The following is a 15,826-nucleotide window of genomic DNA, read 5'->3' as shown; positions in this document are numbered from 1 at the left end:
GGTGCGCTATATGTTGAGAGGGGGAAGGGCATACATCCGGACATGGACACTGAGCAACCGGCAGCGCTCGCACCCGGAATCGCACCACCGCAGCACATCGACCTGGGCGATCTGGTGCTGCGAAACTGGCGGCCCGAGGACTTGATTCCACGGTTCGAAGCAATCACCGCTTCCTTCGATCACATACATCCCTGGATGGACTGGCTCGCCGAACCCATGACACTGGAGCGGCAGCGCGCGTTCAGCACTGCGATGGCGGAAAGCTGGCCGAGTCCCGGGGGCAGTTGCAACTACGGCATTTTCGATGCCGCGGGCACCGTGCTGGGTGCGATCGGCATCCACGACCGCGTCGGCCCGCGCACGCTGGAAATCGGTTACTGGTGTCACGCCGCGCATACCGGTCGCGGCGTGATCACCCGTTCCGCTGCCGAGCTGACTCGAATCGCTTTGGCGCTGCCCGGTATCGATCACGCCGAAATCCGTTGCGATGCAGCCAATATCCGCAGCGCCGAGGTTGCTCGACGGCTCGGCTACCGTCTCGACCGGATCGAACCACGCGAGGTTCGTGCGCCCGCGGAGTCGGGCCGCGGCATGTTCTGGATCAAAGACCGGCAGGGCTGAGTTTCGATGATCGGTTGCCGTTCGATCCGGTGGTCAGGTTCGAGGGCAGCGGGCCGTGCGGAATGATCGAGGCGCCGAGATACGGGTGCCCGCCGAAGATCTGGATTGCGGCGTAGACCGGTTCGATAATGGCCTTGCCGTCGGTCGTGGTCCCCTTGTAGTTGCCGATCACGGTGATGCTGCCGTCGGGCTGGTAGCTGTAGGCGGGCGAACCCGAGTCGCCGGGACCGCCGATCCAGCTCCCGGCCGGGGGCGCGACCAGCAGTACGCACGTGCTGGTTCCGGTGCCGGCGGCTCGGCATTTGGCGGTCGGCCCGATCGAGTCCGCGACGCCGCAGGCCTCGTGCATGGCCGCCGTCGTGGGGTTCCATCCCGAATGACACACTCGCTCACCCGTTTTGACATCGCCTTCGGAGGCGTAGCCGGACGCGGTCAGCACCGTGCCGTCCGACAGGGTGATCGACGAGGACAGATCCGCCGACACCGGCGACACCACGGACAGATCGGCGTCATGCGTGCTCTTGAGCGTCGTCATGGTGGTCGCGGGGACACCGTTGAACGCCGTGGACGTAACCTGCTGTCCCACTTCGGAGACCAGATGTGCGACGGTGACATGCCCTACCGGGGCGCCGGAATCGTCGGCCCAGGCATAGCCGATAGTGCCGCAGGCCACCGCGGTACAGGCTTGGAACCCGCCACCGGGTGCGGGCAGACCAGGCTGTGCAGAGGCCACGGGCAACACCATCGACGCACTCAGGGCCACGGTGGCGACGGCTAATTTGCGAATTGATAACGGTGCGGTCATAGCGCTGATATTTACACCAAAGAAGGAGCAGCATCTCACAACGCGCAGAGCCTGATTCAAATGTTTGCTGTGCATACGCTGTCTGGATGATTGCGCCTGTTGCACACATGCTGTTGCTGCAGATTGCCGCTGAAGTTCGGGCTCTCGGCGGAGGGCGATTCATCGGCCCCGGAAGTGTTCCGTGAAGGGGTTCCGGTGAACTACCGCTATCTGGAATGTGCCGTAATGCGCTGGAGGCCAGTGCGTTACGGCACATTCGCCGTTTCCGCTACTCGGCGAAGCTCGCCTGAGCGGACACCGGTGTCGACGTAGCGAGCGTGTGGGCATCAACCCCAACGTCGACGCACTCGTCGTCCTGATCGAGCGTCCCTCCAGCGACTGCGATCGCACCGAGGACGACACCCTGGCGTCGGAGTAGCCGAGCTGCCCTGCCTGCCACGATGGGTGTTCCCGCTACCTCGACTATTTGCGCGAACACCGCGGGGTAAGCCTCCGCCAGACCTATGAGGTCGCTGCTGTCACGGTGAAACAGTGCAACGCCGGCTGCCTTCGCCGGGGCGATTCGGGCCGACAGGGGATTCGCACCGTCCATTCGATCGAGAATCTGCAGGTGCCCGCCGGCGTCGACGATCGCGATCGTGACCGTCGCACCGAGCGCTTCGGCGTGCTCGCGCGCCCGAAGGCTGACAGCACGGGCTTCGTTCAGAGTGAGTGACATAGCTCCAACTTCCATTATCCTTGGGTCAACCAAGCTTGGCTTGACCAAGAATAGCGGGATTAGTGGGAGCGACCAAGCGATTGGCTAGAATTCGTCCATGGAGATGGACGCCCCTACCCGATTGCGCAGCAAACCCAGCTGGCTGCTCAACAAGGCTTCGACAAGGGCACATCAGCTCGTCAAAGAAGCGATGGCCGTTGCGGGCGCCCACGCCTACCACTTCGCGATCCTCGCCGCGGTGGAGGAGTTCGGCCCGAGCAGTCAAGTGCAGATCGGCCAGCGGTGTGGAATCGACCAGAGCGATATGCACGCCATGGTCGCTGAACTGGCTGAGCAAGGTTACGTGGAACGTGCACCGGACCCCACCGACCGACGCCGCAACCTGGTCACCCTCACCGAAGCGGGGCGACGGCGACTCGACGGATGGGACGTGACGCTGACCGCGGTCCAGGACAATCTGTGCCACGCATTATCGGCGACCGAGCGAGACAGTCTTACTGTGCTGCTGAGTCGTGTTCTGGGACTGGCGGAACCGATGCGGACCGGTTGATAAGGGAACGTGACAGCGGTCATGGATCAGACTAGGCGGTGGCCCTGTCCAGCTTCTTGCGGGCGGCGGCAAACCAGCCCTGGGTGCCGACCAAGCCGGACTCGATCTCCTTGCGCGCGCCCTGGAATCCGTAGAGTTTCCCGGCGTAACGAGTCAGCACCGAGCCCTCGTGCTCCTCGAGTTCCTCCAGGAGCGCGGTGTCGCCCAGTAGATATGCGACACCGGCGACGTCCCCGGCCGACCAGATATCGCGATAGTCGTCCCACCCGCGCTGCTTCACCGCGACAGCCCGCTCGATCAGCTCTGCTTGCAGCGCAGCACGTTCGGCGTCGCTGGGCTGCCGCGACTTCAGATGGTCCCAGCTGATCGGTTCTGCCTCGGACAAGTCGGATTCCGTCCCTGTGGTCTGGGTGTCAGCGGTGATGCTCGAGTCCAGCTTTGCACGGGGGAGCAGGGCGAAAGACTGCGGGTGACCGTGTCGGGTAGGCGAAACTGCCTGTGAGAGCGATGTTCAGCCACCGTGCGCGCGATGCGGCGGCGCACGGACTGGATGTCCATCCAGTCCGCCCACAATGTCTCCGCCCACAATGTCACTGTGACGGCAGACCTGCGTGCCCAGTTCTTGGACGGCGTCGCCGCCGGCGGCGGCACGACTGTGGTCCACGCCGTGCCGCCGGAATTCGCCTCGGCGACTCCACTATCGACCGATACCGCGCGTGCGGCGTCCATCGAAGGCCAGTACGCGCTGTTCACCCACGTCACCGAAACAGCCCTGGCCGCCACCATTGCCGCCGCAGTCTTCTTCGCGGCCGGGAAGTGGTTCGCTACCCGCCCATAGAGTTACCGAGCCCGGACGCGTCAACGACGGTGGGCTGCTGCCAATCCAGTGGGCAATCGGCGGCATCGAAGTACAGCGACAATATCTCAGCCGAGGCCGCGGGCACCACCGAATGCGGTGTCCCACCGGGAATCCATAGTGCCCGCGCCCGCTGCACGACCACCGCCAGTCCTCGGCCACCATCGTGAGCACACCTTCCGGCGCCCAGGTCAGCTGATGCTGCGGGTGTGCGTGCGTCACCAGCCCGGTCGCGGACTGCAGCGGAATCACAATGCTCGGAAAATCCGCGTTGTCCAGAGTGGGGTAGAGATCCTGCCGCATAGGACCAAAGTAGTGGCCCTCATTCGAACTTCTCACTCCTGCGACGGAAATGGGACGGGTGTACAGGGGTGCACAGTTTTTGAGTGGTTCCGTTGCGGTTACGTAGCGTGTGGGCAACCAAACGCAACGTAATAGATTATGGCGTTGACGGGGGATATGGGGAAGCCTGACAACCGATAACGTTCACTTATCGGGGGTCAGGAAGGCGGGGTTTGGTTTGGGGGGCAAAAGGATTCGTTTCGTGTTGTTGCGTTGGAAACGACGAAACCAACGCTACGATTTGCCGGTGGCGAGCACCTGTAACTACCCGGGCTGTACCCGAACGATTACGCGCGACGGGACCCCCGGACGACCCTCCGAATACTGTGATCACCCGGACCCCACCCGTTGGCGGGCCTGGCGAGAACGCCAGCGGATACAACAGGGGGAGGTCGAGGCACCTACCGCGAACGTCACTGTGACGCAACAGGGTCCGGCTGGAGTCGCTCGAATGCGGGCCGATGAGCTGCTGATTCAGTTCCGGACGCTGGCGGACCAGCTGGGGAACACCTTGTCGGGGGCGGTGGCGGAACTGTCCACGCTCGCAGATCCCTCGGTGGCCGAGGCGCAGATTCAGGCCGTGCAGGCCGATGCGGCACGACGGATTGCCGAGTCCGAGATGGCGGCGTCCGCCGCGGAGCGACTGCGCCGCGAGGCCGAAGAGTCCCGGACGGCAGCGGAGGCAGCGGCAGAGGACGCCGCGGCGGCAGCCGAGGAGGCCGAGGCGCGAATCGCGGAGGCGCACAGCTCTCGCGACGATGCACTGCGGGAAGTCGAGCGCATGACCAAGCAGGCGGCCGAGGATGTCTTCGCCGCCCGCACCGATGCGGACGCCGAGATCCGTACTGCCCGAAGCGAGGCCGCCAATGATATCGAGCGTGCCCGCCAGCAGGCGACCGAGGAGATCGAGAAGGCGCGGTCCAAAGCGGTGACCGAGGTCGAGCAGGTGCGGCGCGACAGCACCCAGCGCATGACGGCCGCGGCCGCCGAACGCGATCTCGCCGTACAGCGCGCCGCCGATGCCGAGCGTGCCATCGAACGCGCGGAACAGGCTGTGGCCGAACGCAATCAGGTGCTCGCCGAGACTCGCGACGAGGTCAGGCGGCTGCGCGAAGAACTCGAGGGCTCCCGTACCGAACTTGCCGATTTCCGCCGCCAGGCGGCTGCCGATATTGCTACGGTGCGTACCGAATCGGCGACGGCCCTGGAGAAGGCGAGCAGGGAGTCCGCCGCCCGGCTGGCAACCCTCGACGATGCGCGCTCACAAACCCTGGCTCGGGCCGAGCGTGCGGAAAGCCAACTCGACAGTCTGCTGGCCGAACGGACCAAGAAGGCGGTGGAGACCGAGCGGGTATAGGCGGGAAAGCCCAGCTCGCGAGTGTTTGTCCGGTTCAGCACCTTTCGGCGTCTCGCCCAACTGTCCAGTACATCTGAAAAGACATCGGAACGTGCAACGATGCGGCAGATTTCCTGGGGTGTGCAGCTGTATCGTCAGGGTGAAAGAGCGCTCAGCGTGGACCTGATCTGGAATGATCTTCAGGTAAAGGTTCTGGCCGACAGGACTACCCGTGCCACCGGCGACCGCCGGCGCACGGAAGGTAAAGGGGTGTCACTTGAATATCAACGCCATGCGAGCGCGGCAATCCCGGCCGAGTGTGGCGCGCGTGTACAGCTACGTGCTCGGTGGACGAGACAACTACGGCGTCGACAAGAATGTCGGCGACTACTTCATGGGCGACTTGCCCGGGTCCGAGCAGCTCGCGATTACCAACCGGGAGGCTGTGCTCCGCGCTGTGCAAAGTATGGCGGCCGACGGCATTCGTCAGTTCATCGATATGGGGTGCGGGCTGCCCGCGGAGGAGAACGTCCATGAGGTGGTCCGCCGGCAGCAGCCGGACGCACGGGTCGTCTACGTGGACAATGATCCGTTTGTGGTCGCGCACGGGCGCGCGCTGCTCGCCGTGGACGACGGCATCGAGATGGTCGAAGGCGATGTCAGCAAAACGTCCTGGATTCGCGAACATCCGGCCGTCGCACGCCTGATCGACTTCGAGGAGCCGGTCGGGCTCCTCTTCGCGGTCACGCTGAGCTTCCTGGAGGATGAGGAAGACCCGGCGGGCGTGGTGAAGTACTGGGCTGCCCAGGTACCGGCCGGTAGCCGGATCTACCTCTCGCACTTCCGTTCCGGCCGTACCCGCGAGGCCGTCGCCACCGAACGGAAGATTCTGGAGGCCTTCGGTCACGGTCGCTGGCGCACCGATGAGGAGATCGACGCGTTGTTCGGCGATCTGGAACTGCTCGAGCCGGGCGTGACCCCGTGCGTGAAGTGGCGTCCGGTATCCGATGCGACCGTGCACGAACTCAGCATCTGGGAGGAGATGATCGTCTCCGGGATGGCCCGTAAGGGTTAGTCCGGCACGGGCACAAGAGAGTTCGGCCCCCGGTCCGGCGATATCGCCGGACCGGGGGCCGTTTCGTTTACTCGCGTGGTCGCCTACAGACTGAATGCCACCGACCGCAGCACCAGCGCGATGATGAACACGATCGTGAAGGCCAGATCGATCGCCAACCCGCCCGCGCGCAGTGGCGGCAGGACCCGCCGCACCGGTGCGAGAATCGGCTCGGTCAGCCGATGCGTGATATCGCGCGCCTTCACCGCCCACTCCGGCAGATTTCCGGACATCGAGATCCAGTCCAGCACCATCCTGGCCAACATCACCAGCACGAAGGCCGTCAACAGGTATCCGAGCACCGCCCCGATGAGACTCATGACCAACTCCTTTGTGGTGGCCGCGCCGGCCGCCCTACCTGTATCAACGCGGGCGGTCGGTGTGAAAGTGCCTGACGAGCCGTCTTCTCAGTGGACTGTCAGGTCGAGCCTGCACGGTCCGAATCCGGACATACCGTTCAGGGTCGACGTTCCGCCGATCGTAGCGCGCAAGATCACGGCCGACCGGCTTCTGACCGGCGTGTTAACGCTCTCCGAACGGTAGGTTCATTCGGTGCGGGAGGCGCGCCACATGGGCCAGAGCAGCGGTCCGCCCTTGGTCGCGTCGAGTTCGCCGGTCTTGTCGAAGCCGAATCGCTCGTAGTACGGCACATTCTCGGGCTTGCTGGATTCCAGGTAGGCGGGGGAGCCCTCCGCATCGCAGCGCTCCAGGCGCGAGTTCAGCAGCGCCTGACCGTAGCCGCGCCCGCGCGCACTCGGCAGCGTCCCGATGATCGCGAGGTACCAGTGCGGTTCTCGCGGATGAGCCGCGGCCATGCGATCGGACATCCGGCCCGCCTTGATCAGGCGATGGCGGAATACGCGCAACAGGCTGGGGAACTGGCGGAGCAAATCGGACTCGGAGGCGTGCCACTTACCGGGTGGCGACCATACCGCTGCGCCGACGATCGCGCCGGTGTCATCCAGTGCCACCTCCACCGCGCCGTCGGCCAAGTACTGGTGTCTGACCAGACTGTCGAACATGATGGCCGCTCGCTTTGTGCGAGTGGCGGTTTCGGGAATCAGCCAGGCGATGAGCGGATCGTCGGTGAAGGCCAGTCCGAGCACCTCGGCGAGTGCGGGAATGTCCTCTTGCAGTGCCGGGCGAACCGTGACGTCCATGCGTTCACGGTACTGGGTGGACACCGCGGCGGTTGCCATCAAGCGCCGGTGGTGTCGCCTGGTTGCGCGGCGAGGTGGCGGGCTGCCGCGCAAATCGCGGGGCGGAGCGTGTCCAGATCCGCATTGGGGCCCAGCATCATGCAGCTCTCGCCGAGCGCTCCCCGAGCGTGCCGATCATCGTCGGCGCACTCGGCGGACTCAATGCCATGGACCTGATCGACCTGGCCGTCGCCCGTCCGAACCTGTGCATCGACTTGTCGAGTGCGCTACAGGTTTTCATGGTCAAGTCGGCGGCGCACGCGGTTCCGGAGCAGTGCCTGTTCGGATCGAATACGCCGTACGGTGATGTGCTCGCGGCACGTACCACCGTGGAAGCCGCTATCGCCGACCCCGATGTGCTGCGCCGGGTGCTGGGAGAGAATTTCGATCAACTGATCAACCGCTGACTCGGCGTGGGATTCCGGCGTGTGTATGCGGCTGCGCCGATTCCCCGCCTTGGGAACAGCGCTCGCATGAACCGGCCTGCCGGACAGTATTGTTCGGCGCCGAGCGCAGTCTGCCTGCCTCATGACAGGAGCTTGAAGGGTGGCGACCGTAGCCGGAACCAAGATCGTCATCGACTGGGATCAGTCGGTCGCATGGTGATATGAGCGAGCCCCTGGACGTGGATCCGAACGCGCTCCGCGCGTCGCTTCCGGAATTGCGGTGGCTCGCGGATGAGGCCGCGTCCGCTCTCACCGAGCTCACCGGCGCCGTCGATCGGGAGGGTGCGTGCTGGGGGAACGACGCCGGCGGCAAGGCCTTCGCGAAGAACTACCTGCCCGACGTGGAACAGGGGATCCGCAATCTGACCGGGCTTGTATCCGGTATGAGGGCACTTGGTAGCGAAGTATCGAATGTGGCAAACGAGTTCGACAACCAGGACTCGGATAGTGCTGCCCTGCTGCAGAACTCGGAAGCGGCCACAGCTGTCGACATTGCGCCCGACGTGAGCCGCGCAACTCCGAACGGCCTCGCAAGAACTCCGAACGGACTCTCTGGCACTCCAAACGGCGTTCTGCCCACCTCCTTCGCCAGCCGGAGTGAACCGGCAGCGCGGTCACTGCGGCAGCCGGCGTCGCTGTCGGAGCAGGGCGGATCGGGACAGGCAGGCGTACCGCACCTTTCGTCAGCATCGAATTCGCCGGAGACGACGTCCAGCCCCGGCGCCGTATCACTGCCCAGTGCCGTGGCCGGGCCTGATCTGCCAGCGCCCGTCCCGTCCCATGGCGCGGCCACCTCGGCCGATTTCCCTGGCGCCCTCGATGCGGGCCGATCCGGAGATTCTCGGTCCATGGGTCCCGCCGAGGTTGATGCGAAAACCGGCTATTCGCCTGCGGATTCGGCCAATGGCGAGGTCGACCGGCAGTCCGGCGTCCCTGCCGCGTCACCATGGATGCCCGCGGAGCGGTCCTGCACACCCTCGCCGCCGACCTCCGCGAGGCCCGGCGTAGCCGCACCCGAAGGCACGCCTTGGTCGCGTTCATCCGTCGACACACCGTGGTCCAAACCCGGTCCAGCGTCCGACGCGCCGGCCGGCAACAGGCCGCCGCGTATCTCGGCGCCGAAAGACACTCCGCCGCGCGCCCGACCGCCGGTCAAATCTGTGCCGCCGCGACGCCGTGCGAAAGCCCTCGGCCGCCCGACGCCGATTGTCGGCGCGGAGGCCGAGGCGCTGGGGATCGTCCGTGAACTGGCTGCCAGGCATCGACTGGAGCTCTCCGGTTTCGAAGCCTCCGGCATGGACGAGCCCGCGGCAGTGGAGCTTGCATCGGCCGTGGACTCATTGCTCGCCAGATACCTGGTGTCACTGGACGGTATCGAGATCCGGGTCCCGCAACCGGCGACCTCCGGGGCGAGGGAGCCGCGTCCGTGGATCATTCTCGATCAGGCCACGATCAGCTGTCGCCGTCTGGGCGCAACGGCCGTCCCGGACCGCACCGCAGCTGCTCTGGATCGCCCGATTCAAACTGCGGTGGTCCTCGAATTCGCCCGGATTCTGGACCTGGCCGGTGCCGGCCGGGCGCGCCGAACCGCCCAGCGCACACTGATCGCCGAGTATCTGCGAATCAGCGGCGCCCGCAGCACCGATCATATGGCCACCGTGGTCACTGGCTACCGGCGGTGGCGCGGGCAACTCGGAGCGTCCAGCACCGGATTCGATCCGATGTCCGCCCTGGCCGCATCGTTTGCCGCCGCCGAGCTGGACGAGGCCCCCTCTCGCGCGGCAAAGGTCCTGCATCGCTTGCTGGTCGAGTCCGCAGCTGCTTCCGAGCCGTCGCGATCGCCCTGAGGTATCCGCTACGGCTGTGGGTCGCACCGATCGGACGTCGCCGATTGCGGCCCGGGAACGCTGAAGCCGACCCGGGACGCACTGCGCTTCAGGATACCGGGGCAGGGCCGGGCGGGTCGCCATCGCGGCGGAACAGTGCTCGAATGTCGTGCAGGCTGGGCGCTTCCGAGGCGAGGTCGGGTAGGTCGGGCAGGGATTCGAGACCAGCGGTGATCACGGCCGCACGGGCGGCTGTCTGCTGCTGCGCCAGCCGCGTGGCAGCGCGGGCGGCCTCGACGATGGATCGGCCGAGTTGCTCAGGTGCGGTTCGCATGGCTGCGGCGGTCAGGCGCACCTCGACGATCTCGCCTGCGCCGTCTGCGACGATCTCGACCAGCTTATCGGCCGAATCGGCCTGCACCCGTGCGGTATCGAGGTGATGGAACAGTTCTGCCAGTTCGGATTGCTGCCGCTCGTAGGCGTCCACGGTGTCCTCGATCTGGTCGCGCAGACCGTTGTCGGCCGAGCGCAGGCTTTCCCTCTTCCAGCGGTCCATCGGCAGCACACCCCATTTCATGTTCTGAGAAAGCCTTGTAAATCATCGTTTTCAAGCAGATACGCCCAATCGGGCAGGGGGAGAGGCAGTGACTCGGCGATTCCAATCGATTCCGCCTTGGCAGCATTGCGGAATTGTGCGGATTCCGTGGCGGGAGGGCGCGCGAGATACGCGTCCCGCTCGGCTCGAAAGTACTGCGTAGCAACAGGAGTCACATCCATGGCCATCATGTGGGAGACCTCCGGAAGCAGATGAAGTCTCGCCGTGCGAACCAGACCGGCCAGAACGGTTCCGTGCGCGGGCGGCGTGAACGGATCATTGAGTCCCTGGACGACATCGACCGGTACTCGGTAGTTGGTGAAGTCGATATGCGAAGCCGTTGTCAGCTGGGCCGAATCGTCGGTCCATGCGCGCTCATTGACGCGTAGCGCTCGCTCATATCCGCGGACGTATGCATCGAACCCATGCATCAGCGGGGGATAATCATTGCGGGCATACGAATCCGCGTTCGTACGGATCAATGATCCACCGTCTCCGGCCGTGTCGTGGGACATCTTCCGAACAGTCTCGAGCCCCCGCTGTGCGAGCGCGGCGCGGCGTTCGGCCACGGAAAGCTCCGAGTTCTCGCCACCCTGTGGTCTCGTGTACGCGAGACGGTTGGACTCGCCCATTCCGGAAATCCATTGCTGCAGATCGCCCGGGACAGGCGCCGTTCCGCCGACGGTGACGACTCGCTCGCAATGCTCGGGGTCCAGGCTGCCGAGTGCGTATGTCACCATTCCACCGCCGGACCGGCCGATGGCGCCGTATTTGTCGACGGCCAGCAATTCGGTCATGACGTAGCTGATATCGCGGGCGCAGTCCGAGACTGATCGCCCCGGTAGGGGGGTCGAGTTGCCGTAGCCGGGGCGCTCCACCACGATGAGGGCAAATCCCCTGTCGGCCAGAATATTTGCGTTCGGCAGCAGGCCATCGACACCGACCGGGGTGCCCGGTGAGAGTACGAGGGGATACCCGTGCGGGTCGCCGAGTATGCGAATATCCACTCTGCGCCCATCGGGCATCTGCGTGGCATGCAGTGTCGAGTAATACCCGAGGTCCGTGGTCTCCTTCGGTTCGGGAAGTTGGCGGGCAACGGAATCGGGAAGTTCGTCCAGTGCGGCGCGATATCCCCGCACGCTGACCTCCGATGCTTCGCGCCGCGACTCGATCGAGGCATGAATGGCGCGGAACTGTGTGTGATCCGCGATATCTGACCAGTGGGGGGATGCGGTTTCTCCCGGATCGATAGAGGCGAGCAGTTCGGCGGACGGGCGCGGGATGCCGTCCGGGCCGTCCGGGTCGACCAGTTGATGGCTCGGGTCCTGATCGGTCCAGGTGATTGCCGCCGCCAGGGTGGTCAGGTCGAAAAGGTCGCCGGGATGGGCTGGGTCCAGTATTGCCGCGGCGTCGGAGAGCATCCGGTGGGCGGCGCGCAATGTTTCCTGGGCTCGATCCGACCATGGGCCGATTTGGCCGCGCTCGACGATCGAGGCAGCCAAGGCAGTGCGAGCCAGCCCGACCACATGCGGATAGGCCTGTTTCGGTTCGAACAGCCACTTGAGTGCCAGCGTATTGTCCGGGCCCGCGATGATCGGGACATCCCTGATCACTGTGCCGGTACTGCGTAAACGCTCCATCTCCTGATTGATTCGGCTTTGCGCATCCTCGATCAGTTCCGTCCGAGGCGATCTGCCTGCACGGAAGTAGTGCATTGTTGCCGCCTGCATCGTCACCGTGCGGTCTTGCAGCAGTTGCAAGCGCTCGATCACGTCCGGACCCAAGGGGGCGGGTGGATGCGGGTCAACAGCGCGGATATCGCCCGAATCATGCTGTTCCACAGCATCATCAGGCACTCGCGTCTCCGGATCGGGTGTGTGTGCCGTCGGCTGATCGAATCGCCCGCGTACGGGTGGTTCGACGCCGAGGGGATGCGTTTCGCCAGGTACCTTGCCGAGTGCATGTTCGCGTTCAGCGATAGCGCGGACTTCGGGACTCTCGTGCGCCGTCGGGGTGAGGCCGGCGTGGACGGCATGCGCGGTGCCGCCGAGTGCGCCTCCGATCAATCCGCCGGCCATGCCGGAAAGGAACTCGCGGTCGAACAACGAGGGTAGATGCCCGGTGTAGATCCCGGTCACCATGGCCGAGGCGAGCGATCCGGTGACGGCGCCGCCGACTCCGCCGAGACCGCCCAGCAGCAGGGTGGAGCCGATCGTGGCGCGCGCCGGTGTGCTGAAGCGCTGCAACATGAATCGGCTGAGTGCGGGAGCCACCGCGTGGGCCAGAGCCGCGCCCCCGAGTCCGCCGAAACCACCGCTCACGGCTGCGGTGACAATCGACTGGCCGTCGAGGTGGCTACGGTGTCCCTGCGCCTCCTGGACCAGTTGCGCACCGGTGGCGACGAGCGTGTTCACGCCCGCGCCCTGTGCGGCGGCGGCCATGAGCAGGCCGCGGCGCGTCACCGTGAAGGTGACCCCGGCGCCGCTCAAGCGGTCGAGCAGTTGCACCAGGAAGCGTCGCCAGCCTTCCCGCGCGGCGGCTCGATCTGCCACGGCTTTGACGGCGCCGGCATTGAGAAGCATTGCGTCGGCGATCAATTGGGCGACGGTGACGACGGCCATGCCGTCCCAGGTCAGCTGACCCAGATCAATGGAATTGGCGCCGTCGTAGGTTTGCTCGGCGAAACTGTCGCAGGCGTCGGCGGTCCGGGTGGTGTCGGCGGCGCACGATTCATAGCTTGCGGCGAGCTGGTCGACGGTGGCGCCGCTACCCGAGGACCGAAGTGCCGTGGCCAGTTGGGTGTAGGAGTCCGCGACAGTGCGCAGGGTGTCGGCGCTACTGGACCAGGTGTCGCCGAGGCGGCGCATTTTGTCGGGTCGGCCCTCCGGTCGTGGACCGAGCACCGCCTCGGCCAGCGCCAGCGGGAAATTGCCGGGCAGCGCCATGGATAAATCTTCATTCACCCGAGCCCGAGGGCCCTTCCCATAGTTGGGAGACGGTGTACCCCGAAGGAAGTCGCCCAGGGTGCAACGCCGAGCCGATGCCGCGCGAAACTATGGGTATCGCTGAGTTGCTCACTCGATGGGGGATACATGGGCACGACGACAGCTCTATTCGCAGGAATCGTGACCTGTTGCGCGGTTGCGGGGCTCACGGGCTGTGCAAGCGGTACTGGTGATTCCGGACAGCAGGCTTCCGCTGTCACCACGGTTGCCACCGCATCCGCGGTGATGACATCGATTGCGGCGGGAACCGGGCAGCCAGGTGAGAGTGCACCGGCACAGACGTCGCCATCGCCCGCGCCCTGTGGTGCGGGTCAGGTGATCGTCGGCGGCACGGTCATGTCTCCGGGGATGGGGCATCGGGGCGTGCGACTGAGTTTCTCGGTGGTCGACGCCAGCCCGCCCTGCACGCTGAGTGGATATCCGGGTGTCGATTCCGGCAGCGGTGGCCCGCTGCTGCACGCCGAGCGGACACCGCGCGGATACCTCGGCGGGCTGCCCTCGGGCGAGGACGCGAACCCGGTGATCGTTCTCGACCGCACGCACGGCGCGCAGGCCGTGGTCGAAGGCGTGGCCTTCGACGACTCGGGGAATCAGTGCCCCACTTACACCGATCTTCTTGTCACTCCACCGAATACCACCGACACCATGACGGTCGCCGCGCGAATCGGCACCTGTCGATTACAGATCCACCCGGTGACCGCTGCGCAGTAGCGTGCTGGGACACAACGTGATCAACGGCCGACCACTTCGGGTGGTTCGGATGGGAGGTAGGGACGTCGGAGTTCGGTCAGGGCCAGAGCGCATCTAAGATCATGCTCCATGACGTCACCGAGGTCATATGCCTCGTAGGTCTCCGCGCGTGGTACGCGCCACCCTGACTGGTCGTTCAGGTTGCCCCTCCGTGAGCACGTTGCTGATCAGCGTCTGCTCCGGACCATCGATGTGCAGCGCCGTGCATACCTACCTCTTTGTTGATGGCCTCGACTTCATCGCCCGCAGCAACAGCGGCGCGGTCGGCGGCCACCCGAGCCGGTTACTCAGGCCGGGAGGACCGCTTTATCCGACCGAGCACGCCCGGATCGCACAGGTAACTGAGCAGGATGAAGCGTCCAGCGGCTCCTCGGGAGTCGAAGTCCGGGTCAAACTCCGAGGCCAGACTGTCATCTGGAGCGATCTGACGTACCCCGGCGCCGACGACCGGGTCGTTGAGGAAGTCCGCTTCGACCTGAGCCAGTACCTGGCTGAGATCGAGCGAGGCTACCGGTGTTGGGGCAGAGCCTGTCTGGGTGTGGTGCACCGCTCGTCGCGGGGTCCCCGTGACGAACACGCCAGCTGTCTGGGTGTTTGTCACGGGGATCCGGAGAGGTGACGGCGAACGTCACGAATACGCAGGGCGTGGACGGAAATGATTCACACGGCGACAGCAGTAGTCGCTGTCAATTCCGTGACGGCTGAATCGATTCGGTGGCCAGTTGCCGGGTCGCCTCGTGATCGTGGGTGGGTATGACGGTGGCGAAATGCTTGGCCAGGTGCAGGCGGTGCAGCGTTTTGAAGGTTTCCTCGCGGTCGGTGTCGACGAAATTGCCTGGGAAGCTGGACTTCTGACGGATCTTGTCGATTTGCAGCGTGTGCCAGGCGGCGTCGCCCGCGAGCAGGACCCAGCCGCGCTGGGTGTGGGCGAGTACGCCGATGCTGCCGGGGGTGTGGCCTGCCAGGTCGACCAGCACAATGCTGCCGTCGCCGAACAGGTCTCGGCTGCGGGTGAAGGTCAGGACGGGCGGGCCGTCGAGGTCGTATTCGATGACCGGCCGATCCAGCAGGGAGTCGCGCACGCCGCCGACGGGAGCGATGGGTCCGCTGCTGACCCACTCGCGCTCGGTCCGGTGCATGTGGATCGGCAAGCCGGGCATATCGAGCAGTCCGCAGACGTGGTCCCAGTGCGCATGGGTGGGTAGCGCGAATTCCGGTGCGGGAAGCGCGGGTTCGAGGCCCAGCGCGGTAATGGTCGCGAGGGTCTCGGCGGGTGGGCGGACCACGCCGCGCAGTGCGGCGGGCAATTGTGCGATCGCGCGGTCTTCCGCGTCGAGGCAAACACTCGGATCGACGATGAAGGCCGCCTCCGGATGCTGCACGATGAACGAGGTCAGCGAGTTGGTGATGCGCCGGGGCGCAAAGGTTCCCTCGACGACCATGGCGGTCGGCACCACACGCGGGGCCTGGGCCAGCGCGGTCACGCGTACCGTGCGGCGCGGAGTGGGCAGGCCCGCATCGGTGAGGGACCGCAGGAATCGCTCATCGACGGGTCGCGGTCGCACCGCGCCTCGCAGCAGGCCGGTTGCCGCAGCGCAGCATTCGAGAAAACTCGGGCCGTGTACTGGATCGGACATGTTCTCGCTCTCCGTTCTCCCTGCCC

17 protein-coding genes are annotated in these 15,826 nt (G+C 65.4%); 9 read left to right on the top strand and 8 right to left on the bottom strand.

Going from position 1 to position 15,826, the window contains the following annotated elements:
* Positions 1-42 precede the first annotated feature (42 nt).
* Positions 43-621 carry a GNAT family N-acetyltransferase gene (locus tag OG716_RS11350; protein ID WP_405137596.1) on the top strand — a complete coding sequence of 193 codons (579 nt, stop codon included), beginning with the start codon at positions 43-45 and terminating at the stop codon, positions 619-621.
* On the opposite strand, the gene OG716_RS11345 is transcribed toward OG716_RS11350, so the two are convergent.
* Both OG716_RS11345 and OG716_RS11340 read right to left on the bottom strand, forming a co-directional pair.
* Entirely contained in the window at positions 602-1,354 is a 753-nt protein-coding gene (locus OG716_RS11345) for a hypothetical protein (RefSeq protein ID WP_405137595.1), read from the bottom strand. The genes OG716_RS11350 and OG716_RS11345 overlap by 20 nt on opposite strands.
* Before the next feature lie 340 nt (positions 1,355-1,694).
* Positions 1,695-2,192 carry a heme-binding protein gene (locus tag OG716_RS11340; RefSeq protein WP_405137594.1) on the bottom strand — a complete coding sequence of 166 codons (498 nt, stop codon included), beginning with the start codon at positions 2,190-2,192 and terminating at the stop codon, positions 1,695-1,697.
* Between the two features lie 49 nt (positions 2,193-2,241).
* Between OG716_RS11340 and OG716_RS11335 the strand changes: the two genes are divergently transcribed.
* Positions 2,242-2,694 (top strand): MarR family winged helix-turn-helix transcriptional regulator, encoded by a 453-nt coding sequence (locus tag OG716_RS11335; protein ID WP_405137593.1) that lies wholly within the window; start codon positions 2,242-2,244, stop codon positions 2,692-2,694.
* A gap of 31 nt (positions 2,695-2,725) precedes the next feature.
* On the opposite strand, the gene OG716_RS11330 is transcribed toward OG716_RS11335, so the two are convergent.
* Entirely contained in the window at positions 2,726-3,079 is a 354-nt protein-coding gene (locus OG716_RS11330) for a hypothetical protein (RefSeq protein WP_405137592.1), read from the bottom strand.
* A 144-nt stretch (positions 3,080-3,223) separates the two neighbouring features.
* Here OG716_RS11330 and OG716_RS11325 point away from each other — a divergent pair, with 144 nt between their 5' ends.
* The 3 genes from OG716_RS11325 to OG716_RS11315 all read left to right on the top strand — a co-directional run bounded on the left by OG716_RS11325 (position 3,224) and on the right by OG716_RS11315 (position 6,303).
* Positions 3,224-3,532 carry a hypothetical protein gene (locus tag OG716_RS11325; RefSeq protein ID WP_405137591.1) on the top strand — a complete coding sequence of 103 codons (309 nt, stop codon included), beginning with the start codon at positions 3,224-3,226 and terminating at the stop codon, positions 3,530-3,532.
* A gap of 811 nt (positions 3,533-4,343) precedes the next feature.
* Positions 4,344-5,249, top strand: coding sequence for a hypothetical protein (locus tag OG716_RS11320; protein WP_405137590.1), 906 nt, complete (start codon positions 4,344-4,346; stop codon positions 5,247-5,249).
* Positions 5,250-5,520: 271 nt separating this feature from the next.
* A complete protein-coding gene (locus OG716_RS11315; protein ID WP_405137589.1) occupies positions 5,521-6,303 on the top strand; it encodes an SAM-dependent methyltransferase in 783 nt (260 codons plus the stop codon).
* Between the two features lie 83 nt (positions 6,304-6,386).
* On the opposite strand, the gene OG716_RS11310 is transcribed toward OG716_RS11315, so the two are convergent.
* Positions 6,387-6,662, bottom strand: coding sequence for a YggT family protein (locus tag OG716_RS11310; protein ID WP_355127776.1), 276 nt, complete (start codon positions 6,660-6,662; stop codon positions 6,387-6,389).
* Positions 6,663-6,887: 225 nt separating this feature from the next.
* Complete coding sequence (locus tag OG716_RS11305) at positions 6,888-7,502, bottom strand: GNAT family N-acetyltransferase (protein ID WP_405137588.1); 615 nt, start codon at positions 7,500-7,502, stop codon at positions 6,888-6,890.
* 32 nt (positions 7,503-7,534) lie between these two features.
* Here OG716_RS11305 and OG716_RS11300 point away from each other — a divergent pair, with 32 nt between their 5' ends.
* Positions 7,535-7,948: a hypothetical protein gene (locus OG716_RS11300; RefSeq protein ID WP_405137587.1), complete on the top strand. Its 414-nt coding sequence runs from the start codon at positions 7,535-7,537 to the stop codon at positions 7,946-7,948.
* A 200-nt stretch (positions 7,949-8,148) separates the two neighbouring features.
* Positions 8,149-9,834: a hypothetical protein gene (locus OG716_RS11295; protein WP_405137586.1), complete on the top strand. Its 1,686-nt coding sequence runs from the start codon at positions 8,149-8,151 to the stop codon at positions 9,832-9,834.
* Between the two features lie 88 nt (positions 9,835-9,922).
* On the opposite strand, the gene OG716_RS11290 is transcribed toward OG716_RS11295, so the two are convergent.
* Entirely contained in the window at positions 9,923-10,390 is a 468-nt protein-coding gene (locus OG716_RS11290) for a YbaB/EbfC family nucleoid-associated protein (RefSeq protein WP_405137585.1), read from the bottom strand.
* Positions 10,387-13,353, bottom strand: a complete 2,967-nt coding sequence (locus OG716_RS11285; protein WP_405137584.1) for an alpha/beta fold hydrolase — start codon at positions 13,351-13,353, stop codon at positions 10,387-10,389. Before OG716_RS11285 ends, OG716_RS11290 begins: the two co-directional genes overlap by 4 nt.
* 285 nt (positions 13,354-13,638) lie before the next feature.
* On the opposite strand from OG716_RS11285, the gene OG716_RS11280 reads away from it, so the two are divergent.
* The gene (locus OG716_RS11280; protein WP_405137583.1) at positions 13,639-14,124 is read left to right on the top strand and encodes a DUF4232 domain-containing protein; all 486 of its coding nucleotides are present in this window, start codon (positions 13,639-13,641) and stop codon (positions 14,122-14,124) included.
* 190 nt (positions 14,125-14,314) lie between these two features.
* Positions 14,315-14,782 carry a hypothetical protein gene (locus tag OG716_RS11275; RefSeq protein ID WP_405137582.1) on the top strand — a complete coding sequence of 156 codons (468 nt, stop codon included), beginning with the start codon at positions 14,315-14,317 and terminating at the stop codon, positions 14,780-14,782.
* 67 nt (positions 14,783-14,849) lie between these two features.
* On the opposite strand, the gene OG716_RS11270 is transcribed toward OG716_RS11275, so the two are convergent.
* Positions 14,850-15,800 carry an MBL fold metallo-hydrolase gene (locus OG716_RS11270; RefSeq protein ID WP_405137581.1) on the bottom strand — a complete coding sequence of 317 codons (951 nt, stop codon included), beginning with the start codon at positions 15,798-15,800 and terminating at the stop codon, positions 14,850-14,852.
* Positions 15,801-15,826: the final 26 nt, after the last annotated feature.

Origin of the sequence: Nocardia sp. NBC_01388, from assembly GCF_045040085.1 — a bacterium.
Lineage (GTDB): Bacteria > Actinomycetota > Actinomycetes > Mycobacteriales > Mycobacteriaceae > Nocardia.
The sequence above is the reverse complement of the archived record's forward strand: the minus strand, read 5'-3'. Positions and strand labels throughout refer to the sequence as shown.